The sequence below is a fragment of the Microvirgula aerodenitrificans DSM 15089 genome, assembly GCF_000620105.1.
GTDB classification, from domain to species: Bacteria; Pseudomonadota; Gammaproteobacteria; order Burkholderiales; family Aquaspirillaceae; genus Microvirgula; species Microvirgula aerodenitrificans.
The window spans coordinates 1-22,686 of sequence record NZ_JHVK01000034.1; the positions used below are offsets into that span (position 1 = coordinate 1).

Annotated in this window: 25 protein-coding genes and 1 pseudogene; 10 read left to right on the top strand and 16 right to left on the bottom strand. The window is 63.1% G+C overall.

Translation table 11 applies throughout. The features are described 5' to 3' along the window. The 4 genes from Q352_RS0116700 to Q352_RS23570 all read right to left on the bottom strand — a co-directional run. The coding region (locus Q352_RS0116700) for a DUF1153 domain-containing protein (protein WP_036386714.1) at positions 1–264 on the bottom strand (264 nt) is incomplete at its 3' end. Beyond that, entirely contained in the window at positions 261–638 is a 378-nt protein-coding gene (locus Q352_RS23560) for a hypothetical protein (RefSeq protein ID WP_156952582.1), read from the bottom strand. The genes Q352_RS23560 and Q352_RS0116700, both read right to left, overlap by 4 nt. Positions 639–844: 206 nt before the next feature. Further along, positions 845–1,117, bottom strand: a complete 273-nt coding sequence (locus Q352_RS23565) for a hypothetical protein (RefSeq protein ID WP_156952583.1) — start codon at positions 1,115–1,117, stop codon at positions 845–847. A gap of 9 nt (positions 1,118–1,126) precedes the next feature. After that, positions 1,127–1,390, bottom strand: coding sequence for a hypothetical protein (locus Q352_RS23570; protein WP_156952584.1), 264 nt, complete (start codon positions 1,388–1,390; stop codon positions 1,127–1,129). Between the two features lie 6 nt (positions 1,391–1,396). On the opposite strand from Q352_RS23570, the pseudogene Q352_RS22995 reads away from it, so the two are divergent. Further along, positions 1,397–1,863, top strand: a pseudogene (locus Q352_RS22995) (integrase core domain-containing protein); the annotation flags it as partial. Between the two features lie 57 nt (positions 1,864–1,920). On the opposite strand, the gene Q352_RS23575 reads toward Q352_RS22995, so the two are convergent. The 4 genes from Q352_RS23575 to Q352_RS0116715 all read right to left on the bottom strand — a co-directional run bounded on the left by Q352_RS23575 (position 1,921) and on the right by Q352_RS0116715 (position 4,660). Further along, the gene (locus Q352_RS23575; RefSeq protein WP_156952585.1) at positions 1,921–2,226 is read right to left on the bottom strand and encodes a hypothetical protein; all 306 of its coding nucleotides are present in this window, start codon (positions 2,224–2,226) and stop codon (positions 1,921–1,923) included. A 769-nt stretch (positions 2,227–2,995) separates the two neighbouring features. After that, a complete protein-coding gene (locus tag Q352_RS23580) occupies positions 2,996–3,388 on the bottom strand; it encodes a hypothetical protein (RefSeq protein WP_156952586.1) in 393 nt (130 codons plus the stop codon). A gap of 214 nt (positions 3,389–3,602) precedes the next feature. Beyond that, a complete protein-coding gene (locus tag Q352_RS23585) occupies positions 3,603–3,902 on the bottom strand; it encodes a transposase (protein WP_156952587.1) in 300 nt (99 codons plus the stop codon). 89 nt (positions 3,903–3,991) lie between these two features. Further along, the gene (locus tag Q352_RS0116715) at positions 3,992–4,660 is read right to left on the bottom strand and encodes an RHS repeat domain-containing protein (protein WP_028500312.1); all 669 of its coding nucleotides are present in this window, start codon (positions 4,658–4,660) and stop codon (positions 3,992–3,994) included. A 168-nt stretch (positions 4,661–4,828) separates the two neighbouring features. On the opposite strand from Q352_RS0116715, the gene Q352_RS0116720 reads away from it, so the two are divergent. Both Q352_RS0116720 and Q352_RS22470 read left to right on the top strand, forming a co-directional pair. Then, a complete protein-coding gene (locus Q352_RS0116720; RefSeq protein ID WP_028500313.1) occupies positions 4,829–5,368 on the top strand; it encodes a tetratricopeptide repeat protein in 540 nt (179 codons plus the stop codon). Continuing rightward, positions 5,352–6,533, top strand: a complete 1,182-nt coding sequence (locus tag Q352_RS22470) for a tetratricopeptide repeat protein (protein WP_028500314.1) — start codon at positions 5,352–5,354, stop codon at positions 6,531–6,533. Before Q352_RS0116720 ends, Q352_RS22470 begins: the two co-directional genes overlap by 17 nt. Here Q352_RS22470 and Q352_RS0116730 read toward each other — a convergent pair. Continuing rightward, positions 6,490–7,131, bottom strand: a complete 642-nt coding sequence (locus Q352_RS0116730) for a TetR/AcrR family transcriptional regulator (protein ID WP_028500315.1) — start codon at positions 7,129–7,131, stop codon at positions 6,490–6,492. The genes Q352_RS22470 and Q352_RS0116730 overlap by 44 nt on opposite strands. A gap of 156 nt (positions 7,132–7,287) precedes the next feature. Between Q352_RS0116730 and Q352_RS0116735 the strand changes: the two genes are divergently transcribed. Further along, positions 7,288–8,322 (top strand): SDR family oxidoreductase, encoded by a 1,035-nt coding sequence (locus tag Q352_RS0116735; protein WP_036386815.1) that lies wholly within the window; start codon positions 7,288–7,290, stop codon positions 8,320–8,322. A gap of 7 nt (positions 8,323–8,329) precedes the next feature. On the opposite strand, the gene Q352_RS0116740 is transcribed toward Q352_RS0116735, so the two are convergent. The 5 genes from Q352_RS0116740 to Q352_RS0116760 form a co-directional block, all read right to left on the bottom strand. Continuing rightward, positions 8,330–9,109 (bottom strand): ABC transporter ATP-binding protein, encoded by a 780-nt coding sequence (locus Q352_RS0116740; RefSeq protein WP_051529047.1) that lies wholly within the window; start codon positions 9,107–9,109, stop codon positions 8,330–8,332. After that, positions 9,109–10,179 carry a FecCD family ABC transporter permease gene (locus tag Q352_RS0116745; RefSeq protein WP_051529053.1) on the bottom strand — a complete coding sequence of 357 codons (1,071 nt, stop codon included), beginning with the start codon at positions 10,177–10,179 and terminating at the stop codon, positions 9,109–9,111. Before Q352_RS0116745 ends, Q352_RS0116740 begins: the two co-directional genes overlap by 1 nt. Continuing rightward, on the bottom strand, positions 10,176–11,306 hold the full coding sequence (locus Q352_RS0116750) for an ABC transporter substrate-binding protein (RefSeq protein ID WP_051529048.1): 1,131 nt from the start codon (positions 11,304–11,306) through the stop codon (positions 10,176–10,178). The genes Q352_RS0116745 and Q352_RS0116750 overlap by 4 nt, the downstream gene beginning before the upstream one ends. Positions 11,307–11,372: 66 nt before the next feature. Next, positions 11,373–11,663: a DUF2218 domain-containing protein gene (locus Q352_RS0116755; RefSeq protein ID WP_036386819.1), complete on the bottom strand. Its 291-nt coding sequence runs from the start codon at positions 11,661–11,663 to the stop codon at positions 11,373–11,375. Positions 11,664–11,749: 86 nt separating this feature from the next. Continuing rightward, the gene (locus Q352_RS0116760) at positions 11,750–13,846 is read right to left on the bottom strand and encodes a TonB-dependent receptor domain-containing protein (RefSeq protein WP_051529049.1); all 2,097 of its coding nucleotides are present in this window, start codon (positions 13,844–13,846) and stop codon (positions 11,750–11,752) included. 284 nt (positions 13,847–14,130) lie between these two features. Between Q352_RS0116760 and Q352_RS0116765 the strand changes: the two genes are divergently transcribed. The 5 genes from Q352_RS0116765 to Q352_RS0116785 all read left to right on the top strand — a co-directional run bounded on the left by Q352_RS0116765 (position 14,131) and on the right by Q352_RS0116785 (position 20,502). Further along, positions 14,131–15,126 (top strand): helix-turn-helix transcriptional regulator, encoded by a 996-nt coding sequence (locus Q352_RS0116765; protein ID WP_051529050.1) that lies wholly within the window; start codon positions 14,131–14,133, stop codon positions 15,124–15,126. Beyond that, complete coding sequence (locus Q352_RS21710) at positions 15,126–15,995, top strand: alpha/beta hydrolase (protein ID WP_051529051.1); 870 nt, start codon at positions 15,126–15,128, stop codon at positions 15,993–15,995. Before Q352_RS0116765 ends, Q352_RS21710 begins: the two co-directional genes overlap by 1 nt. Before the next feature lie 193 nt (positions 15,996–16,188). Beyond that, positions 16,189–17,475 (top strand): C4-dicarboxylate transporter DctA, encoded by a 1,287-nt coding sequence (gene dctA / locus Q352_RS21715; protein WP_051529052.1) that lies wholly within the window; start codon positions 16,189–16,191, stop codon positions 17,473–17,475. A gap of 60 nt (positions 17,476–17,535) precedes the next feature. Next, positions 17,536–19,419 carry a methyl-accepting chemotaxis protein gene (locus Q352_RS0116780; protein WP_028500323.1) on the top strand — a complete coding sequence of 628 codons (1,884 nt, stop codon included), beginning with the start codon at positions 17,536–17,538 and terminating at the stop codon, positions 19,417–19,419. Between the two features lie 135 nt (positions 19,420–19,554). After that, positions 19,555–20,502 carry an aliphatic sulfonate ABC transporter substrate-binding protein gene (locus Q352_RS0116785; protein WP_028500324.1) on the top strand — a complete coding sequence of 316 codons (948 nt, stop codon included), beginning with the start codon at positions 19,555–19,557 and terminating at the stop codon, positions 20,500–20,502. A gap of 153 nt (positions 20,503–20,655) precedes the next feature. Here Q352_RS0116785 and msrB read toward each other — a convergent pair whose 3' ends face one another. Together msrB and coq7 are read right to left on the bottom strand one after the other, a co-directional pair. Next, positions 20,656–21,054, bottom strand: coding sequence for a peptide-methionine (R)-S-oxide reductase MsrB (msrB, locus tag Q352_RS0116790; RefSeq protein ID WP_028500325.1), 399 nt, complete (start codon positions 21,052–21,054; stop codon positions 20,656–20,658). Between the two features lie 37 nt (positions 21,055–21,091). Continuing rightward, positions 21,092–21,712: a 2-polyprenyl-3-methyl-6-methoxy-1,4-benzoquinone monooxygenase gene (coq7, locus tag Q352_RS0116795; protein ID WP_028500326.1), complete on the bottom strand. Its 621-nt coding sequence runs from the start codon at positions 21,710–21,712 to the stop codon at positions 21,092–21,094. A gap of 129 nt (positions 21,713–21,841) precedes the next feature. On the opposite strand from coq7, the gene ppa reads away from it, so the two are divergent. Continuing rightward, entirely contained in the window at positions 21,842–22,369 is a 528-nt protein-coding gene (ppa, locus tag Q352_RS0116800) for an inorganic diphosphatase (RefSeq protein WP_028500327.1), read from the top strand. Positions 22,370–22,686 lie beyond the last annotated feature (317 nt).

The window sequence follows — 22,686 nt, forward strand, 5'->3', positions numbered from 1 at the left end:
CTCCAGCATGGCTTCGCCGTAAGCCTCTTGCAAATCCTTGATCTGCCGTTCGTACTGTTCCTTGATGTCCAGCGGGTTGGCCCGCAGGGCATTCTCCATGCCCCGCTTGCCATCATCGACCCATTGCTCGACCTCCGAGGGAGACAGATCATAGGCACGGCTGGCCTCGGCCACCGTGGTCTTGCCCTGGATGATATCCAGCACCAGCGCGCTCTTGCGCCTGGCCGTCCATCGTTTGATATCTTCTTCCATCTTCACGCTCATCGTCTGTTTCCTTGATTATGGCGTGAGCAGGTTTTTACTGGGTCATTACATCGGCGCCACGCGATTTCCGCTCGCGCCTGCAGTCCTCCATCGTCCCGATAGCCGACGGCGTCGTTCTGGCCGGCCACTTCTCGCCGGATCGCTTGTGGCTGCCGCTGTTGCTGTTGTTCCCGGTCCCGTTCGACGGCCGAACCCACCACCTGATGGCCGACGTTGTTGCCGAACGATTCCGCCGCGATCCGGCCCCAGTTCGGCCGCACGCCATGAACAAGGGACTGGGCTCCGCCCGAGGCCATGCTCTTGAGGGTGCCGCTCAGCAACGGCTGCCGGAGTCCTGCAGCATGCAGGCCCTTGCCGACGCTGTGGCTAAGCATGGCTCCGGCACCGACTGCAGCTAGGGTGGCACACACGCTCAATAATTAATAAAAACGCCACCTTGCGGCTATCGAAATCGCTTAACCCGTACACATCGCAAAGCCTCACAGCTCGGTCAGCAATGATGCTAATTCCGATCGTAGCAGAAGCGCATTTTTATCTATTCAACTATTCTTCATCATTAAGTGGCGAATTATTGAAACATCTATCTATTCAACAAGTGAGATAAATATCTATCCAACTGCTCATCAGAAATCCCCACTCCACATCTATCCATATCCCACTTCCAAACATATGATATTTCATCAATGGAAATATTATAAAAAAGCGAATACATCATTACTCCAACATCATTCCTTGAAGCACCATATTTTTTTGAAATATCACGCATAAGCAAACTAATAGAGCTATATGCTTGCAGCTTTTCTCTCCAAAAATCAACATCTTTCTCCGGCATTTCAATTGGGTAAACAGGCATATTGACTCCTTAATTTTTTGGCTTATCAAACCAGATTTTTATTTCCTGGCCAAAATTTTGTAATTTCACAATATCAACATATCCAAACTCCATTGCTCTTTGTCCTGTCCATGTATTGAAAGCTGCTTCTTTTTGTGTCATAAATGGGTGTTTAGTTGTCAGATTTCTGAACTGGTTAAAATTTACACTATCATCTCCATCCAACCATGTTCCACGAATTTGTTCTACCTTTACGCCATCTGCCTCTAGCCGTTTCATTAGGCCATAAAACATATCTTTTCCTCCTCCGCCGTCAGCCGGGTACTAGCTCGCGCCGGCATGTCCCGACTCAGCGATCTGGAACCGACCGAGCCCGTTGTGCGTTACGAACGCGATGCGCCAGGGGATTTGCTGCACATCGATACCAAGAAACTCGGCCATATCATGCGTCCGAGCCACCGGGTGACAGGAAACCGCCGCGATTCGGTCGACGGGGCCGGCTGGCCTGTATCGAGCTGGGGATCAAACACACATTCACCCGGCCGTATCGACCACAGGCCAATGGCAAGACTGAACACTTCATCCAGTCAGCCTTGCGCGAGTGGGCCTACGGCTGGACGTATCAGGACTCAGCCCAGCGTACCGAGGCACTGGCGCACTGGCAGCATCACTACAACTGCCATCGCCCGCACCGCGGTATTGCTGGCGTCCCGCCGATCTCCAGGCTGGCATCAGATCAATACAACCTCTTGCAGCTCCTCAACTAGTCCGTGTGGTAGTACCCACAGCACATCGTTCTCATGTGCAAACGAACGGCCCAAGTATTATCGCTGCAGATAGGATCTCCCTAATTTTACAACACGAACTCCTAGCTCTTTTAGCCGAATTAGCACAGCATCCGCTAAGGCAGGGTCATTTATTGGCAGATCAAAATTTCGCCCGTCCGTATTTCGATAGCAAAGCATTTCAGAAACAGGCGTTTGTTCGATGAAATAGTCGACCAGCCTAACTCCCTGTCCAAACAAGAACTCTTCAACCATAATTGCACTGACTTTATCTTTCATTCCAATCACCTTTCCTTGGCAACGACGTCTTGCAAAATCCCGGATAGAAAATGGTGTTGTCTGCATTTCCGATTTCCCAGAAAATTCTAGTCGGCTTAGGGATAGCGTTTTGGTTCGTCATAAGCTCTCTAAAGTAGCGCGCATTGACCATATTCATGTCTTGCGTTGACGGCCACAACTGGACAGCATTTTTATTGGGGTGAACATGCCCAACCAGCCTAGAGTCACGAGGAACCGGACTTGTCCATGCATCACCGCTATAAAGTTTTTGACCAGTTGCCCATCAACACGTTCAGTAACTAATGAGAACTCTACCAGACGACTATTGAGCGCCCCTAATTGGTACACATCGCCGAACCTCACGGTTCAATCAGCAATAATGACTCCTTGCTCTCCAGGTAATGCACCAGACGTGCGCAACCCGGCATCAGCCCATTCGCCAAATAATATCCTCTACTATTATTTCCAATAAACTCTGATCTGGAATGCCATCCTCCCTTAGGAAGGAATTCTCCATCCGGCCGTTACGCCAGCAGCCAACGCGTCACGTGGGGTCCAGCCAGCGTCAGCAGTTTGCCCGTAAGTAAAGGAACTGGGCTCCGCCCGAGGCCATGCTTACGCTGACCTAGCTCTAGTTCAACCGGCCGCGGATCAAAGCACTTACAAATAACTCCGTCATTTTCGCAACAGCAAGCGCAGAGTGGGTCCGACCTCGTCGGCAGGCCGGCTCTACACGCTTATGATTCACCGTAAATCCTTCCCGTTGCCGAGGGGAAGATCAAGTTTCCTATATCTTCAGAAAATTAGAAAAGCTTCAACACGCAGCCAAATCAGACTATCCCAATTCCATTATTTTACCCCTAATAAAACATTGAAAATCAGAGGCAGCATCATATACAGTCAAATTTACTGAATCAATTTCAACAACACTCCAATTTTCAGTTTTAAACCCTGAGTTAAAACCTTGCAAATCATCTCCAAACAATAAAATACCACCAAGCCCCTTTCCACCATAAATTTCCAATGGATCAATCAAGCCATCATAGAGCATATACCCTACCTCACCTATTTCGCCAAAACCAATATCCAGCAAAAATGAAACATAACCATCAGGCAAGGCCTTTGAAAGGATTTTTATTTCATCTGCCTTGGCGGGAGAAACTGGCGTCAGCTTATCAAATACTGAGCCACTCCCTTTGATTGCCAATAAATCGTCGTACATCCCCATACCCTAGCCTCCATCTTCAAAAAAAATGTAGTAGCGAACCATAGAATTTAGACATGATCTTCGTCAGAAACACTAATAATTATCAACTGAGAACAGCGCCCCTCTTAAAGAAGCATAAATATATTCCTTTGAGGAAAATGTGTCGTCCAAGTCAAAAGCCGACCAATAATTAACAGCACAAATTTAGAAATTTTGATCATTGCCTAAGCAGCCATTACCCCTGCAGCGCTTTCTCTTCTTCAGCCAAAAACAGGCTTTGTAAATCTCCGTTCAGCTTACCCCCTTCTTTGCTACAAAGCTCAAATTGTTCATCTACACCATTCAACGCATTGACACCATCAATCACTCCCAATATGTTTGATGTTGTATCGACTGCCACCTGGCGCATCACTTCAAAGAGAACCCCTTGCTGTTCAGGCCCTAAATCATTGAAAAAGGATAAAACTCTCCTCCAATAAGGGTCCGATGCATTATCTGCAGGAGTACTCGAGAATATCTGCTGGTACAGAGCCATGTTTTCTTCAACAACGACAGACCGAAGGCAAGATACAAATTTATTTGGCGTCATAACTGGTTTTTCCAAAAGCACCTGGATAAGCTTCTTTATTCATTCGGCAGCCGGCCGGACGCATCATGCCGATAACGGATGGCGATGTGCTCGCCGCGGGCATCCGTGCTGCGCAGGGCGGCCAGGCGGCCGGCCAGATAGTCGATGTGCAGGGTTTCGCCGCTGGCACCGGTCACGGCACTCAGCCGGCCGGCATCGTCGTAGGCAAGGGTCAGCGCCTGGCCGTCGGGATCACGGACCGCCTGCAACCGGCCGGCGGCATCGTAGTGCTCTTCGCGCTGGCTGTCGCCATCGGTCCACACGCCGGTGCCGCCAACCGGATCAAAGCGCAGCAGGTCATCGGCACCGCCGCCACTGCGCTCGACGTAGGCCGCGCGGCCGGCGTCGTAGCGCCACACCCGCTCGACACCATCCTCGTCGGTCCGGCGCACGCTGCTGCCGGGAGCATTCAGCGTCCCGTTCCGGCCATGCAGCCGGCGCGCATAGCCGAAGCGCCAGTTGTCGCCATCGTCGCGCTGACTGTTGTAGGAACGCAGCAGTTCGATATCCGGGCCGACCGACACCCGCATGTCGTCGCGTCGTCGCAACTGCAGCCGGCCGCTGGCGGCATCGACCCGTACCCGTTCTCCCCCCTGCCCGAACCCGCCCGCCCCGGCCAGATTGTCTGTCCGGCCGGTGTCCACCGCGATGCTGATCCCCGTCATGTGCCACGCTCCCGCCGTGTCTTCTGCAGAAGTTGTCCGCAGCGGACGAGGATTCATTTAGGGGGGGCCGGAAATTAATTTTGTACGGCGCCGGCGAGCCCGGTTTGGCGCATGGTGACGCACATGCCATAGTTTTCCCGTTTGCAGCGACGATCCACGGGAGACGTCATGGACCTGGAAGTACTTGATCAGGAAGAAAAATACCGGCTGGCCATTCACGCGCTGCGGCAGCAGCGCCATACCGAGGCGCTGCTGCTGCTGAAGCGGGCCGACCCGACCCAGGCCAGCGATCCGCAACGGTTGTACCTGCTCGGCGTGCTGTATGCGGACATCGGCCTGCCGGAGCGCGCCGTTGCGCATCTGGCACTGGCGATTGATGTCGATCCCCTGCTGGCCACGGCCCGTTTCCAGCTTGGCCTGCTGCTGATGACCCTGGGCCGGACGGCACAGGCCGTCGAGGTCTGGCAGCAGCTGGACCTGCTCGATGCCGCCGCCCCCCTGCGCCTGTTCCGGGACGCGCTGCAGCACCTGCTGGCTGACGAGCTGGCCCCCTGCCGGCGTCTGCTTGCCCTCGGCATCGATGCCAACCGCGACAACCCGGCACTGAATGACGATATGCGCCGCCTGCTGGCACAGCTGGATGACATGCCGGCAGACAACGGCGCCGCCAGTTCGGTTTTCCGGCATGTCCATGCCGGACCGGGCTGAGCGCATGGATGACGCCGGCCGCCGTCTGGACCGCGTGCTCGTCTGGCTGCAGGCCGATCCGGCACACGCCGGCCTGCAGCAGGAAGCGGCCGATCTGTGCTATCGGCTCGGACGATTCGACGACGCGCGACACTGGCTGACGCAGCAGGCGCGGTCGGCACCGCTGTCGCCCGCCGCCCGGTCGCTGGACGGCTTGCTGCTGCTGCGCTGCGGCGATGCGGCGGCGGCGATTGCGATATTTCAGGCGCTGCTGGCGCAAGGTACCGCCACGCCCGAACTGCATGGCAATCTCGGCTGGGCGCTGGCGCTGGCCGGGCGTTTCGATGAAGCCGCGGAGCACGCACTGCGCGCTGTCGAGGGCGGCATCGCCGGCGCCGGCCCGCTACATGTGCGCATCCTCCACCACCAGGCACGGCTCGATGAGGCGATCCGCGTGGCCGAGGACGCACTGGCGCACGATCCGGCGCAGTTGCCGCATTACGGCATCCTGGCCACGCTGTATCTGGACCGGGACGAACCGGACACCGCCGCCGCCTTTGCCCGCAAGGTCCGGGCACAGGCTCCGGACGATGCCGATGCCAATACCGTGCTCGGCGTGGCCGCGCTGCTCGGGCAACGCCGCGACGAGGCCGACCGGTTTTTCCGTCACGCCCTGCACCACCAGCCGCACAGCGGACGCGCCCGGGCCGGGCGCGGGCTGGTCGGCATGCTGGACGGGCATCTCGAAACGGCGGAAGACCATTTCCGGCTGGCGGTGGCCGACATGCCGGCTCATGCCGGCATCTGGCACGGCCTGGCATGGTGCCAGTTGCTGACCGGGCGGACCGGGCAGGCACACGCGTCCTTGCAGGCCGCACTGGCGCTCGACCGGACGCTGGCCGACACCCATGGCGGGCTGGCGGTACTGGCAGCCCTGTCCGGCCGCCCCGACGAGGCCGGTGCATGCATCAGGCGCGCGCTGGGACTGGATCCGGGCTGCCTGTCCGCCCTGCTCGCCCGCGGCCTGCTGCTACGCCAGTCCGGTCATGCCGCGGCGGCACGGCAGCAGCTGGACGGGCTGATGAACCAGCCCTTGCTGCCGGACGGCACGACGCTGCAGCAGGCACTGGCCACGCATGTGCTCAGCACCCGGCCTCGTCACCACGCGGAGCCGCGCCGGCGATGAGTCCGCGCAGGAACACCATCAGTACGCAGTCGCCCGGCCCGTCCGGCGCCGACAGCCGCTGCAGGGCCAGTCCGTGCGCCATCGCCATGAATCCCGCGGCCAGCGCGGACGGCTCGGCCGGGAGCTGGCGGCCCAGCCCGTGGAACAGCCGGGTCAGCAGCTGACCCAGCGCGTGACGGTGGGCCTCCCACACGCCGAGGAAGGCAACGGCAAAAGCCGGGCTGCGCTGGGCATGCAGTTGCAGTTCGATCGACAGCATGGCCCAGTCGGTTTCGCGGTCCAGCTCGGCCGCCCACAGTTCAAGTCCGGCCAGCATCGCGTCGGCAGCGTCGCCGCTCCGGTCGAGAACGGCGGACAGCTGTGCCGCCTCGTCTTCCATGTAGCGCCGCAGCAATTCCAGCAGGATGTCTTCCTTGCCGGAAAAATTCGAGTAGAACGCGCCCTGCGAAAAGCCGGCCCGTTCGGCGATATCCCGGATCGACGTCCCGCCAAAACCATGCGACACAAGCAGTTGCCGTGCCGCCTCGATCAGGCGTTCACGCGTTCTGGCCTGGCTTTCCGCACGGCTGGAGCGACTGGAGGGGGTTTGCTGGGTCAACGCACGGTATCCGGTCTGTTAAGTTTCGGCCGCAATTATACGGTAGCGATCTGCCGGCGCCCAGTTTCTGCCATTCATTTCAAATTTCAATTGAAATCCAAAATAAAACTGCGCATACTGAATTTCACTTGAAATCCGAAAAAGGTTTTTCACATCATGCCGCTGCAAACCGTCTTCGTGACCGGCGCCACCGGGCTGCTTGGCAACCATCTTGTCCGCGCACTGGCCGGGCGGGGCGTACAGGTCAGGGCACTGGTCCGCTCGCGCGACAGGGGCGAGCGCCAGCTGGGCGACCTGTCCGGTGTCGAGCTGGTGACCGGCGATATGGAAGATGTCGCGGCCTTTGCGCCGGCACTGCATGGTTGCGATGCGGTTTTTCATACCGCCGCCTTCTTTCGCGACAATTACAAGGGAGGGCAGCATCGCGATGCCCTGCGCCGCATCAATGTCGATGGCACGGCCAGGCTGATCGACCACGCCTGGCAGGCCGGCGTGCGCCGTTTCGTCCATACCTCGTCGATCGCGGTCCTGAACGGGGAACCCGGCACGCTGATCGACGAAACCCGGCTCCGCCACGCGGCCGATGCCGATGACTACTACCTGAGCAAGATGCAGTCCGACGAGGTGGTGCTGGCCTTTGTCCGTGAGCATCCGGACATGAACGCCAGCCTGGTGCTGCCGGGCTGGATGTGGGGGCCGGCCGATATCGGGCCGACCTCGTCCGGGCAACTGCTGCTCGATACTGTGCGCGGCAGGCTGCCGGGGCTGGTTCCCGGCAGCTTCTCGGTGGTCGATGCCCGCGATGTCGCACAGGCGATGATTGCCGCAGCGACACATGGCCGGCCGGGCGAGCGCTATCTGGCAGCCGGCCGGCACATGACCATGCGTGAACTGGTCCCGCTGATCGGCCGGATTGCCGCCGTGCCCACGCCGACGCGCTCGCTACCGCTAGCGCTGCTGTACGTGCTGTCGCTGGGCTACGAGCTGTATGCCCGCCTCAGTGGCAAGCCGGTGCTGCTCAGTCTGGCGACGTGCCGGCTGATGGCGCGTGAAGCGGAGCGCTCCCGCTTCGACCCGGCCAAGAGCGAACGCGAGCTGGGGCTGCACTTCCGGCCGCTGGCCGAGACCATGGCCGACACGCTGGCCTGGTATCGCGGCCATGGCTGGCTGGACGCACCGGCCGGCGCCTGAACGACGGTCAGACCGGGGCGGCAACCAGCCCGTCGACCATGACCATCGCCTGCCCGTGCGAGCAGGCTTCGACCCGGCCCTGCACGCCGTAGACCTCCGCCAGAATGGCCGGCGTCACCACGGCGGCCGGCACCCCGTCGGCAACCAGCCGACCGGCCTGCAGCAGCAGTACATGATCGGTATGCCGCAACGCAACATTGATGTCGTGCAGCACCACCACCGTGACCATGCCCCGGCGCCGGGTTTCCTGGCGCAGCAGTTCCATCACGTGGAACTGGTGATTCAGGTCGAGCGCGGACAGCGGTTCGTCGAGCAGCAGGATGGCCGGCTCGCGCACCAGTGCCTGGGCAATGCCGACCAGCTGGCGCTGGCCACCGGACAACTGGTCGAGAAAACACAGTGCCAGATGGGCGATGCCGAGCCGCTCCAGCAGGGCCAGCACATCCTGCTCCCGCCCCGACTGGCCGAGGCCGGTCGCGGTTGCCTGGCGGGCAACCAGCACCGATTCGAGCACGCGCAGCCGTACGGCAGGCGGCAGGGTCTGCGGCAGGTAGGCGACCTGGCGCGACGGGCCGTTCTGCCGGCGCAGCGCATGGCCGTCAAATTCGATCCGGCCATCGGCACTGGCCAGCCCGGCCACGGCCTTCAGCAGCGTCGACTTGCCGCTGCCGTTCGGCCCCAGCAGCGCCGTGACCTTGCCGGCCTCGATGCGCGGGGCGTTCAGGTCGTGGATCACTTCACGCCGTCCGTAGCGGACGTGGAGCTGATGCAGGGACAACGACGGCATTACGACAACCTCCCCTGGCGGAATACGATGGCAATAAAGAACGGGATGCCGACCAGCGCAGTCACGATGCCGACCGGGATGATGGTGCCGGGAATCAGGCTGCGCGAGGCCAGCGAGGCCAGCGACAGGATCACGGCGCCGATCAGCGCGCTGGATGGCAGGTAGAAGCGATGGTCCTCACCGACCAGGCGGCGGGCGATATGCGGCGCCACCAGACCGACAAAGCCGATGGTGCCGACAAAGGACACTGTCAGCGCGGTCAGCAGACTGGCGCGGATCAGGGCATTGCGCCGCAGGCGGCGCACATTGATGCCGAAGCTGGCGGCACGATCCTCGCCCAGTCGCAGCGCGGTCAGCCGCCATGCATTGCTGACCGACAGCGGCAGCACGATGGCCACCAGCGCGAACAGCGCAGCGACCTTGGGCCAGGTCGCGCGCGACAGACTGCCCATGGTCCACAGCACCAGCCCCTGCAGCGCATCGGCGTCGGCAATGTATTTCATCATCGAGGTCAGTGCCTCGAAGCTGAACATCAGCGCAATGCCGAACAGCACCACGCCGGACGTGCTCATGCCGCCGACCCGGGTCACGGTATCGATCAGCCATACCGCCAGCAGACAGACCAGAAACGCATTGACTGCCACGCTCCAGCCCCCCGGCACGCCGGGCAGGCTGAGGTCGACCACCAGCGCCAGTGCGGCGCCGAACGCCGCCGCCTGCTGCAGGCCGAGCGTGAACGGGCTGGCCAGCGGGTTGTTCAGCACGGTCTGCATTTCCGCACCGGCCAGCCCCAGCGCCAGCCCGGCCGCCACCGCGATCAGCGCATACGGCAGCCGGATGTCCCAGACGATAACTGCCGTGGCCGGATCGGCCGCCTCGCGCTGCAGCAGGGTCTGCCACAGCTCGGCCAGTGTCAGCCCGGACGGCCCGATGGTGAAGTCGAGCAGCAGTGAGCCGACGATGATGGCCGCCAGCAACAGCAGTACCAGCAACCGCTTCGACAGCAGTTGCCGGTAGCCGCCGACAATGTCGTCAGCCGCCGTGCCCAGCGCCAGTTCCGGCGCGCTCACGGCCGCCCCCCGACCCAATAGGTACCCTGCGGCTCAATGGCAAGGAATTCCTTGTGCATCCTGACCCACGACGCCTGCGGGTCCAGCCGGGCGAAGCGGGCCGGATGCAGCCATTTGGCAATCTGCTGGATCAGCACGACGTGGTACGGCGTGTTGTAGAAATGGTGCCAGGCGCCGTAGGTATTGCCGTTGCGTACCGCCGCCAGCGCACCGACATGGCCGCGCCGGGCCATGCGCTGCAGCGATTCGCGCGCCATGGCCGGGCTGACGTCCGCGCCGAACTTGAGCCCGGTGCGCGCATCGGGCGCGCCGGCGCCGGTGGCGATATAGACCGACGGGTTCATCGCCAGCACCTTTTCCATATTGACTTCACCGAGCGCGATCGGCAGCAGCGTGTCGCCGATATTGCGCCCGCCGGCAGCATCGACCATCTCGCCGAGGCTGCCCTTGCCGGCCGAGGCCACGTGATCGAACGCACCGGCGCGCACATCGAGGAACACCGTGGGCCGCTTTGCGGCGGGAATGGCACTGACCGGTCCGGTCACGGCACGCAACTGCTCCTGATAGAAGCGGATAAAGCGCTCGGCGGTGGCTTCGCGCTGCAGCGCCTTGCCCATGATCCGCAGGCTGGGAATGGTGTTTTCCATCGGCTTGATGCGGAAGTCGACAAAGATCACCGGCACCCGCGCCGCTTCGAGCTGCTTGACGATCGGGTTGTCGAGGCTGGGCCCGTGGCCGGCAATCGAGAACACGGCGATATCCGGTTTCAGCGTCAGCACTTTTTCGGCGCTGACCGATTCTTCATTGGTCTTGCCGATCAGCGGGATGCGGTCGATGGCCGGAAACTTTGCCTTGTACTGGGCGTAGGTCTGCGGATCGAGATAGCGGAAGTCGCCCTGCCAGCCGGCAATGCGTGCCAGCGGCTGCTTGCCTTCCAGCAGCGCAAACGCATAGAACAGCCGGCCTTCACCAAGCAGGATGCGCTCGACTTTGGCCGGCACCTCGACCCGACGGCCGGCGATGTCGGTCACGACTGCCGCCTGCGCCGCCATGCCCATCCACCCCATGACCAGTCCCAGCGCCAGCTTGCGACCGGCGGCGAACCACCCTCCTCCAACTTCAGACATGCCTTTTCCTTGCAACAAACTAATGAATCTCCGGTCCGCCGGCCAGCAACGGTCGGCGGCAATCTGTCACGGCGCCGGTTGCCAGACCGGCGACAGCAGCGTCGTGCTGCGCGTGACCAGTTCGACGTGCGAGCCGATCACGTCCTGCAGCCGCGTCAGCCCGGCGTCGTCGCCGGCCTCGCAGTGCAGCTCCATCGCGTCTGCGGTGGCCGCCAGCCGGCAGACACCGAACGGAAAGCGGATTTCGCCGTGCCGCTCGTCGAACTCGACCGGGATCTTGCGGGCGAAGTGCTTGCACAGCTTGAACAGATGCCGGCTTGCATCCGGCGTGGTCAGAATGGCGGTCGATGTGCGCACGGAAACCTCTCTTTCAATGGAAAACGGCAACGCCGAAAGGGCACGGGGCCCTTTCGTTCGTCACTGCCCGGCGCATTCAGCCCGGGTCAGAAATGGGCATTCAGCTTCACCCAGTAACGGCGACCCTCGTCGACCATCCAGTTGCCGTCCAGGCCCTGGTTGCGGCCGCGCGGGTCGATGTCGACAATCTTGTCGGTCAGGTTCAGCACGGCGGCGGTCACGGTGAAGGTCTTGTTGATCACGTACGAACCGCCAAGGTCGAAGGTGGTCGATGCCGGACGCTCGCGCACGCCGGTGGCGCCGTTGCGGAAGGCCGCCCAGTACTGTTTGCCGTAGTAGCTGGCGCGGGCATAGGCCGACACCTTGTCGGTCGGGGTCCAGTCGAGCTGCAGATTGGCCATGTCGCGCGGCGTCTTGTCCAGCGGGCGGCCGTCGAGCGAGCTGCCGTTGTAGGCCGGCTCGCCGCCGCCCTCGCGCTTCGAGTCGGTGTAGGTGTAGTTGCCGGACAGCTTCCACTGCTTGTTCAACTGCTGCGAGGCACTGAGCTCGACCCCGCGGATATTGACCTTGGCGATGTTGTCGTACACGTAGATGCTGCGGCCGCTGGCGCGCGGATCGGGCACGCCGGTGTCATAGCTGACCACCTTGTTCCGGAAATCGTTGTTGAACACGGTGAAGCTGGCACTGCTGCCGTCGGCGTCGTAGCGGATACCGATTTCCTCGGTCGTGCTTTCTTCCGGATCAAGGTCCGGGTTCCCGCACAGGGTGCCCTGCTTCTGGCTGCCGCCGCCGCTGGTCATGCAGTAGCCGGCCGTCGACTGGCGCAGGGTCGGCGCCTTGAAGCCCTTGGCCACGCCACCGCGCAGCGTGACTGCCGGCGTCAGCGCATAGACCGCATACAGGCGCGGCGTCACGTGCGAGCCGTAGCGTTCGTCATGGTCGAGCCGCGCGCCGGCAGTCAGCGTCAGGGCGTCGGTGGCATGGAAGGCATCTTCGGCGAACAGCGCCCAAGTATTGATGCTGACCGAGTCGGCATTGACCGGATAGCCCTTGATCGACGCTTCGCCGGCAATGTCCTCGACTTTCTGCGACCCGTACTGGGCGCCGAGCTTCAGCATGTTGCGGCTGAACGGCAGCGTCAGCAGGGCATCCAGCGTGGTATTGGTGGTTTTTGGTTCCGATGCGCTCTTGCTGCCGCCGGTCCAGGTTTCCTGCTTGCCGATTTCCTGGTACAGCGCCAGCGTCGAATTCGCCCAGCCCCAGCGGCCGTTGTGGGTAATGGCCCAGTTGTCGCGCGTATGCCGGGTTTTCAGGTCGGCGGCGTTGTCAGCCAGCGTCCGGCCGGCCGTGCGTTCGTAGGTCAGCGCATTGTGGCCGGCCTCGAAGGTCAGGTCCTGGTCGGCGCTCGGCGTGACCGTCAGTTTGGCGGTCAGGCTGCCGTCGCGGGTGCCCTTGGCGCCGCCGGTGCTGTTGCCCGGATAGAACACATGGTCTTCCGCCCGGTCGCTGTAATTGCCGTACACCTGGAAGCCGACCAGGCCGTCGCTGACCGGTCCGCCAAGCCAGAAGTCGCCCTGGCCGGTATCGCCGTAGCGCGAGTGCTCCTGGAAGATGCCGCCCAGATTGACCGAACCGTGCCACTGCGCCGGCACCTTGCGGGTGATGATGTTGATCACGCCGCCCATCGCATCCGAACCGTACAGCGACGACATCGGCCCGCGCACCACTTCGATGCGCTCGATGGCTTCCAGCGGCGGGATCATGCTCGGCTGTACGCCGCCGGTACCGCGGTTCATGGTCTCGCGGGTGTTCTGCCGCTTGCCGTCGACCATGATCAGCGTGTATTCGCCGGACATGCCGCGGATCGAGATGTCCTGCTCGCCGCTTTCGCCGACGATGCTGACCCCTTCCAGATGGCGGACGGCGTCCTTCAGGTCGGTGAACGGCTGGCTTTCCAGATCCTGGCGCGTGAGCACCGAGATGCTGGCCGGTGCTTCCTTGATTTTCTGTTCGTAGCCGGCGGCCGTGACCACCACGTCGGGCAGGGCCACGGCGGCGTCACTGGCCGGTTGCGCGGCCAGCGCGCCGGAGGCGTACAGGCTGCCGAGGGTGCCGGCGATGATCGCCAGGCGCATGGCCGGTCGGCGTGCCGGCAGCGGGATGATTTGTCTGGTATGAGCCATGGGAACTCCGTTATCTACGTCAACACTGGCTGCGGGGCCGTGTCCTGGCGGATGCAATGGAGACCCTGATCGTGAAGCGCAGGCATTATTGCATGGCAGCAGACGATTGAGAATCATTTGCATCTCGTTTTGTCGGCGCCTAGTATTCCATACCGTTTTTCAGACTGCCTTTGCGCAAACAAGTAAGACCTTTGCGCAAGACAATCCCGCTTCATCGCCGCCTGCCGGCCATGGACAATCCGGGCCCGGCCTTCCCGCCGTGCCCTGCCCACCGGAATTACTGCATGACATCTCCCGAGACGACGCCGCGACTGGTCAGCGGCTCGCAAATCATTCGCCTGTCCGGACTGGTCGGCTCCGGCTACCGCTTCAACCAGCCGGGGCTGGCTGCCGACGTACCGGTGCTGGCCGGCGACTTTCGCGTTGCCCGGCTGCGGCCGGGTCTGGTCGCACACTGCACCCAGGTCGAGAACCTGCACAGCATGACCAGCCAGGTGCTGCTGGAGCCGGGGCTGAAATTCTCCCTGCTGCTGGATGGCCAGGCCGATGTCGCCTTCGGCCATCGCCGCTTCCAGTTCGGCCCGCACCGCGACGGTCGCGGCCGGCTGCGGCACGAATGCACGCTGCTGTCGCTGGCCGAACCCGATCTGTTCGTGCGCCGCGCCCGGCGCGGCGGCAGCGAACGCAAGGTCAGCCTGACCCTGTCGCCACAATGGCTGGCCCAGGCCGGGGTCGACAGCGACGACGTCATCCGCACCTTCTGCCGCGAACACCTGTCGGTCCGCAGCTGGGTGCCGTCAGCCTCGCTGGTTGCACTGGCCACGCAGATGCTGTGCCCCCCGCCCGGCAGCACGCTGATGCAGAACCTGTATCTGGAAAGCCGCGCCATTGATCTGGTCGCCGAAGCACTGGCCGTGCTCGGGCAGCCGCTGCCGGCCGCCCCCGGGCGGCTGCGGCCGCGCGAGTACGCCCGGCTGCTCGATCTGGCCGACTATCTCGACCAGCATCTGGACGATGCGCTGTCACTGGACGCCATCGCCCGCGAGGCCGGGCTGAACGTGACCAGCCTGCAGCGACAATTCCGCGCCGCCTTCGGCTGCACCGTGTTCGGCTATCTGCGCCAGCGCAAGCTGCTTGCCGCCCGCACCGCGCTGGAGAAACACGGCGTCAGCGTCGGCGAGGCCGCCCATCTGGCCGGCTACAGCAGTGCCGCCAACTTCGCCACCGCGTACAAGCGCGCGTTCGGCATGCCCCCGAAACTGTCCCGGACCCGGATCTGATGCCCCGCCTCCCGCTGCTGCTGACCGCCTGCCTGTTTGCCATCCTGCCCGCTGCCGCCGTCAACGCCGGTGACGTCACGCTGCCGGGCACGACCCGCTTCGATCTCGCCGCCAGACCGGACGGCGGCGCGTACCGCATCTTCGTGGTCCGCCCGGACCGCCCGGCGCCGGCGGCCGGCTACCCGGTGCTGTACCTGCTCGATGCCAATGCGGTCATCGGCACCGCCGCCGACGCCCTTCGCGCCCGGCAGGATCTCGAACCGGCGGTCATCGTCGGCATCGGCTACCCGACCGATCAGCCGTTCGACATTCCACGCCGCTTCCACGACTTCACCCCGCCGACCGCTGCCGCCAATCTGCCGGCGCAGATCGCACCAGGCCAGCGCACCGGCGGCCAGACCGCGCTGCTGGACTTTATCGAGCAGCAGCTGAAGCCGCGCATCGAGCGTGAGCTGCCTATCGATCGCCGCCGGCAGACGCTGTTCGGCCATTCGCTTGGCGGCCTGTTTGCGCTGCATGTGCTGTTTACCCGGCCACAGGCTTTCCAGTCCTATGTGGCGGCCAGCCCGTCGATCTGGTGGAACCGCGAATCGATCCTGGCCGAGGAAGCGGCCCGGCCAGTCATCAGCGACGGGCCGGTCAGGCTGCTGCTGACGGTCGGGGCCAGGGAGACCCGCAATCGCATGCGTGACAATACCGCCGCCATGGCCGCCCGGCTGGGCGCCAGCCGCGATATCGAGGTCAGCTTTGCCCTGCTCGATCAGGCCGGTCACGGGGCGTCGCTGCCGCTGTCCCTGCTGCGAGGGCTCGATACGGTACTGTCGCCGCTGCCGCGCGGGCTGCTGGAAGCGCCGGCATCCGGTCAGTGACCCGACCCCGTTTTATGCACTAGCGACACAAAGCGTTGACATTGGCATTGAATTGGCGCGCAAAGACAATCCATTGTCGTCCGATGACAATAAAGCGCTTTCTTCCTCACAGTAGACTCGGCCTCACAGTACCGGCCCGCCCCGCCACGGCGCCCGCCAGGCGAGAGGCCGGTCACTGCCCTGGAGATTCTGCATGAAACGCCTGTGCCGCTCGCTATTCGCACAAGTCCTGGTCGCCCTGGTCGCCGGCATCCTGATTGGCGTGTTCTATCCGGATTTCGCCATCAGCCTGCATCCGCTCGGCGAAGGTTTCATCAAGCTGATCCGCATGCTGGTCGGGCTGGTGGTGTTCGCCGTGGTCGTTTCCGGCATCGCCAATGCCGGCGAGCTGAAAAAGGTCGGCAAGGTCGGGCTGACCGCCATCGTCTACTTCGAGCTGGTCACCACGCTGGCGCTGGCGCTGGGGATTGCCCTCGCCTATCTGCTGCAGCCCGGTCACGGCATGAATGTCGACGTCAGCGCGCTGAATGCCGGCGTCGCCGGACAGTATCTGCAATCCGCCCATCAGGTCACCGACAGCGGTTCGGCAGCCTTCCTGATGAAGATCATCCCCGACAGCGTCTTTTCCGCCTTTGCCCGCAACGATGTGCTGCAGATCCTGCTGATCGCGATCCTGTTCGGCTGTTCGCTGTCGCTGATGGGGGAAAAGGGCCGCAATCTGACTGCGCTGGTCGACTCCTTCTCGACCCTGCTGTTCGGAGTCATGGGCTTCATCATCAAGCTGGCGCCGCTCGGCGTGCTCGGTTCGGTGGCCTTTACCGTCGGCGAATACGGCTATGCGTCGCTGCTGCAGCTCGGCTATCTGGTCGGCACCTTCTATCTTGCCGTGACCCTGTTCATCCTGGTGGTGCTCGGCACCATCCTGCGCATCGCCGGCTTCAGCATCGTGCAGCTGATCCGCTATCTGCGTGAGGAAATCCTGGTGGTGCTCGGCACGGCGTCGTCGGACTGCGTACTGCCGCAAGTGATGTGCAAGCTGGAGCGACTGGGCATCAGCAAGCCGGTAGTCGGGCTGGTGATTCCGACCGGCTACTCGTTCAATCTGGATGCGTTCTCGATCTATCTGACCCTGGCCGCCGTGTTTATCGCCCAGGCGACCAATACCCCGCTGTCGCTGACCGATCTGCTCGGCATTCTGCTGATTGCGCTGGTGACATCCAAGGGCGCCCACGGCATTCCCGGCTCGGCCATCGTCATTCTGTCGGCCACGCTGGCGTCGCATCCGTCGATTCCGGCGGTCGGTCTGGTGCTGGTGCTGTCGGTCGACTGGTTTATCGGCATCGGCCGCGCCGCCGGCAACCTGATCGGCAACTGCGTCGCCACCGTGGTCGTCGCGGTCTGGAGCAAGGCCATCGATCATCAGCGCGCCCATGAGGTATTGAGTCGCCCGGCCGCGCCGGTCGACCAGCAACACTGCTAGAGCCCGGGCCCGCCCGCTCTCCGGCCAGCCACAAGATACCGTCCCATGGAGAGCCCCACCATGCTGCAGTCCCTGCGTAGCAAACTGATCGCCACCATCAGCCTGTCGATTGCCATTCCGGCCATTATCCTGACGCTTGCCGCCTACCAGCGCATGCGTGCGGAACTGCTCGAAAGCGTGTCACTGCAATCCGATATTGCCAGTGGCTCGTATGCGAAGAATGTCGACGACTGGCTGGCCGAAAAGCTGAGCCTGATCGACGCGACCGCGCCGGGCGTGGCGACCGGTGACCCGACCCCGATCCTCGAGGTGACCGGGCGGGCGCGGGACGTCAACTTCGCCTTCCTGGGGCTGGCGGACAAGCGCTATCTGGCATCGCGGCCGCAGAACCTGCCTGCCGATTACAACCCGACCGGACGCCCGTGGTACAAGCAGGCGACTGACGCCGCCACCCGCCCGATCGTTACCCCGCCGTATCCGGACGCCGGCACCGGCAAGCCGATGGTGTCATTCGCGCGCCGGGTGCTGCACGGCGATGCGCAGATCGGCGTGGTCGGGCTGGCGGTATACATGGATGGACTGGTCAAGAGCCTGCTGGGTGCCAAGCTTGCCTATGACGGCTATGCGATGGTGGTCGACCATGACGGCAAGGTACTGATCCACGCCAGCGAGGCCCTGCTCGGCAAACCCCTGCAGGAACTGGCGCCCGAACTCGACGCCGCGCGCCTGGCCGAGGCGGCCAGGTCGCAGGCCATGCTGCAGACCACGGTCGGCGGGGACCAGGAATTCATCTCGGTGCGCCGCATCGACAGCAGCGGCTGGTATCTGGTCGTGGCCATGGACAAGGACCTGGCCCTGGCGCCGCTGGACAAGCTGCTGATGTTCTCGCTGGCACTGATCGCGGTCCTGCTGCTGGTGCTGCTGCCGCTGGGCACGCTGATGGTCAGTCGCATGCTGGCCGGGCTGATCCGCATCCGCGACGCCATGACCGCCATTGCCTCCGGCGGCGCGGACCTGTCCCGTCGCATCGACGTGGCCGGCCGCGACGAGATCGCCCAGACCGCACAGGCCTTCAACCAGTTCCAGGGTACCCTGCGCGAGCTGTTCGTGTCGGTGCAGCAGGAAGCCGCCAGTCTGACCGATGGCGTCGGCGCCCTGTCCGGCCTGTCGACCCGCATGGCGGCCGAGTCGAGCGAGCTGGCCAACCACAGCGGCAGCAATGCCGCGACCATCGAACAGCTGACGGTCAGCATTTCCCACATTGCCGACTATGCCGGCGATACCAGCGGCAAGGTCGAGGCGACAGGCAAGCTGTCGCTCGAAGGCGCGCAGAGCATCAAGAAGCTGTCGGCGGAAATGAGCCAGTCCGCGTCCATCGTCCGTGACCTGTCGTCGCTGTTCGGCGAGGTCAGGCAGCATGCCGACAATATCGGCGGCATCATTCAGGTGATCAAGGAAATCGCCGACCAGACCAATCTGCTGGCGCTGAACGCAGCGATCGAGGCCGCCCGTGCCGGTGAACAGGGGCGCGGCTTTGCCGTGGTGGCCGACGAAGTCAGAAAGCTGGCGGAGCGGACTGGCCAGGCCACAACCGAGATCTCGCAGATGATCGACGGCATGCGCAGCGCGACCGGCAGCGCCAGCGACAATATGGAGCGGACGCTGAACTCGGTGGAGTCCGGACTGGCGCTGACCACCACCACCGCCAGCGACATGGACCGCATCCAGGCGGAAATGGACGAGGTGGTGCGCAATATGCACGAGATCGCCCATTCAACCAGCGAGCAGTTCCAGGCCGCCACGCTGATGTCGCAGAACACCGAACGCGTCACGCAGCAGGTCCGTTCCAGCGATGAAGCGCTGCAGTCGGTCTCGGTCCATCTGCTCGAACTGACCCGGCTGGCGGACAATATCCGCGCGCTGTTCAAGCAGTTCCGGCTGTAGGCAAACGAGAATCGTGCTGCGGGCGCAGCACGATTCTTTATTCCATAACGATATTAATAGCGCAAAATCGCTTCCATGCAGTACTAAACAACCCTCCCTACCATGGCCGCTTTCCCGTCAGCACAGGAGCCGGCCATGCCCCGTTTTGTTGCCCGCCTTTTCGTCCTCTTCGCCGCTGCGCTGATGCTGTCCGTCAGCGCTCAAGCCGACGACTCCGTCATCCGCATCGGCTACCAGAAATTCAACACCCTCAATATTCTCAAGGGCACCGGCAATCTCGAACGCGCGCTGAAGCCGCTCGGCATCCAGGTCAAATGGCATGAGTTCGCCGCCGGCCCGCAACTGCTGGAAGCGCTGAATGCCCGGGCGGTCGATTTCGGCCACGCAGCCGACGCGCCAACCGTGTTCGCCCAGGTCGCCGGCATCGATCTGGTGTACCTCGCGGCAGAGCACCCGTACCCGAAGGGCATCGCCCTGCTGGTACCGGCCGACTCGCCAATCCGCTCGGTCAGGGAGCTGAAGGGACAGAAAATCGCCATCGGCCGCGGCTGGAATGTGCAGTATCTGCTGGTACGCGCCCTGGAGCAGGCCGGCCTGCGCTACGAAGACATCCAGCCGGTGTATGCGACCAATGCCGCCGATGCGCGGGCCGCGTTCGAGTCCGGACAGGTCCAGGCCATCGGCCTGTGGGACCCGTATCTGGCCGGCCAGCAACTGTCCAGCAAGGTGCGCGTGCTGCGTGACGGCAGCGGCCTGTCCAGCAACCGGACGTTCTATGTCGCCTCGCGCAGCTATGCCGGCAGCCACAAGGAGGTGTTGCGCCGGGTGTTTGCCGAGCTGAAAAAATCGGAGCAGTGGGCGCAGCAGTATCCGCAGGCGGTCGCCGATCTGCTCGCGCCCCAGCTGGGGGTCGACGCCAGGGTGCTGAAGCTGGCCACCGAACGCCGCGACTACCAGGTGCAGCCGGTCGATGCCCGCATCGTGCAGGAACAGCAGCAACTGGCCGACACCTTCAACCAGCTTGGCCTGACCCCGCGCAAGATCCGCGTCCAGGACGCGGTGTTCACCGAGTCGCTGCTGTGACGGGCATCCCGCCCGGGTCCTTCCGGTTTCCGTGGTTCACTCCGGGGTCGGGTCGAGCACGGCAGCCCCGTACATCCTGCACCGCGATGCCGGAATGTGGCTGGCACTGAAGCCGGCCAGCACGCTGGCCGCCGGTGACGCGCTACAGCCGGGTCACGCGCCCGGTTCGAAGCCGATCGACGCCGAGTTGATGCAGTAGCGCTCGCCGGTCGGCTCGGGGCCGTCAGGGAACACGTGGCCGAGATGCGCATCGCAGCGGGCGCAGCGAACCTCGATGCGCACCATGCCGTGGCTGGTATCGCGCAACCGCACGATGCTGCCGGGCACGGCCTCGGCCCAGAAGCTCGGCCAGCCGCAGCCGGCATCGAACTTGGTCGACGAGTCGAACAGCGTCGCCCCGCAGCAGATGCAGCTGTAGCGGCCGTCCTTGTTGTGGAAATAGTGCTCGCCGGTGAACGGCCGCTCGGTCCCGCCCTCGCGGGCGACCCGGTACTGTTCCGGTGTCAGCTGTTCCCGCCATTCGGCAGCGGACTTGACGATCCTGTCGCTCATGCGTGTCTCCCGCGGCGTCACCGGCCCGGCGTGCCGCTCAGATGTGGTAGCTGGACTTCTTCAGCAACTGCGAAGTCAGGTGCATCAGGGTCTTGACCGGTGCCGGCATCGGCGCTGCCCCCAGGTTGTGCGCGGTTTCGGCGTGGCGGGCCTCATCGTCACGCATCTGCGCAACCACGGCGCGGCTCTTCGCATCGTCGGCCGGCAGCGTCTGCAGATGCTCGTCCAGGTGTGCGGCGACCTGGATTTCGGTTTCTTCCAGGAAGGCCAGATTCCAGCGATCACCCAGCGCGCCGGCGGCAACGCCCATCGCCAGCGACCCGACATACCAGACCGGATTGAGCACGCTCTTGCGGCCGCCGAGGTCGGCAATGCGCCGCTCGGTCCAGGCCAGGTGCTCGGTTTCTTCCCAGGCCGCCTGCTTCAGCGAATCGCGGGTGGCCGGATCGCGCGCGGTCAGCGCCTGCCCCTGGTACAGCGCCTGGGCGCACACCTCGCCGCAATGGTTGACCCGCATCAGCCCGAGGGCGTGACGACGCTCGGCGTCGGACAACCCGGCCTCGGCCACGTCCTGGTCCGGGTGCGGTCTCAGGCTGGAAGCCGACGCGAACACGGTGCGCAGGCCCTTGTCGAATTCAACGATCAGCGTGTCAAGCATGGTTCCCGTCCCTGTGAAAGTCAGTCGCAGATTATAGCGGCATGGCGGGTGCGATCGTTATAATCGGCAAGTTTCACTGTGCGGTGACCTGTCCCGCCTGATTCCCCTTACCCCAATGAAGGAGCTTTCATGAATCTCGACCGCATCCCGGCCGGCAAGGACGTGCCGAACGATTTCAACGTCGTTATCGAAATCTCGGCCAATGCCGCGCCGATCAAGTTCGAATTCGACAAGGAATCGAACGCCCTGTTCGTCGACCGTTTCATGGGCACGTCGATGATGTACCCGGCCAACTACGGCTTTGTGCCGCAAACGCTGTCCGAAGATGGCGATCCGGTCGATGTGCTGGTAGTCACCCCGTTCGTGCTGCAACCGGGCGTGGTCGTGCGCTGCCGCGCACTGGGCGTGCTGAAGATGGAAGACGAATCGGGCGTCGATGCCAAGGTCGTTGCCGTGCCGGTCGAAAAGCTGTGCCCGATGTACAAGGACATCCAGAAACTGGAAGACCTGCCGCAACTGCTGCGTGACCAGATGGTGCACTTCTTCGAGCACTACAAGGATCTGGAAAAGGGCAAGTGGGTCAAGATTACCGGCTGGGCCGATATCGCAGCCGCCAAGCAGGAACTGCTTGATGGCGTGAAGCGCTACACCGCCTGAGTTTCCGACCGGCGTCGCCATGGCGCCGCGTCACGGGCCGCCCCGCTCCGGTGGCGGCCCGGCATGCCTGCCTCCCGCGTTCCGTCCGTCAGCCGCAATGGCTTCGATACCGGCTGAACGCCTATACCAGATTATTGCCGTGCCAGCGTCTCCATGGCGGCAATCCGATCCTGCCATACCTCCAGTTCACTAGATCATCTCGCCCCACGGAGGTCTCCCTCCATGTCCACCGAGCCTGTCTCCGTCGCCCCGCCGACCCTGCCCACCATCCACGACGCCCTTCCCGGCCCCGGTGACGGCAGCGGGCCCACCCTCTC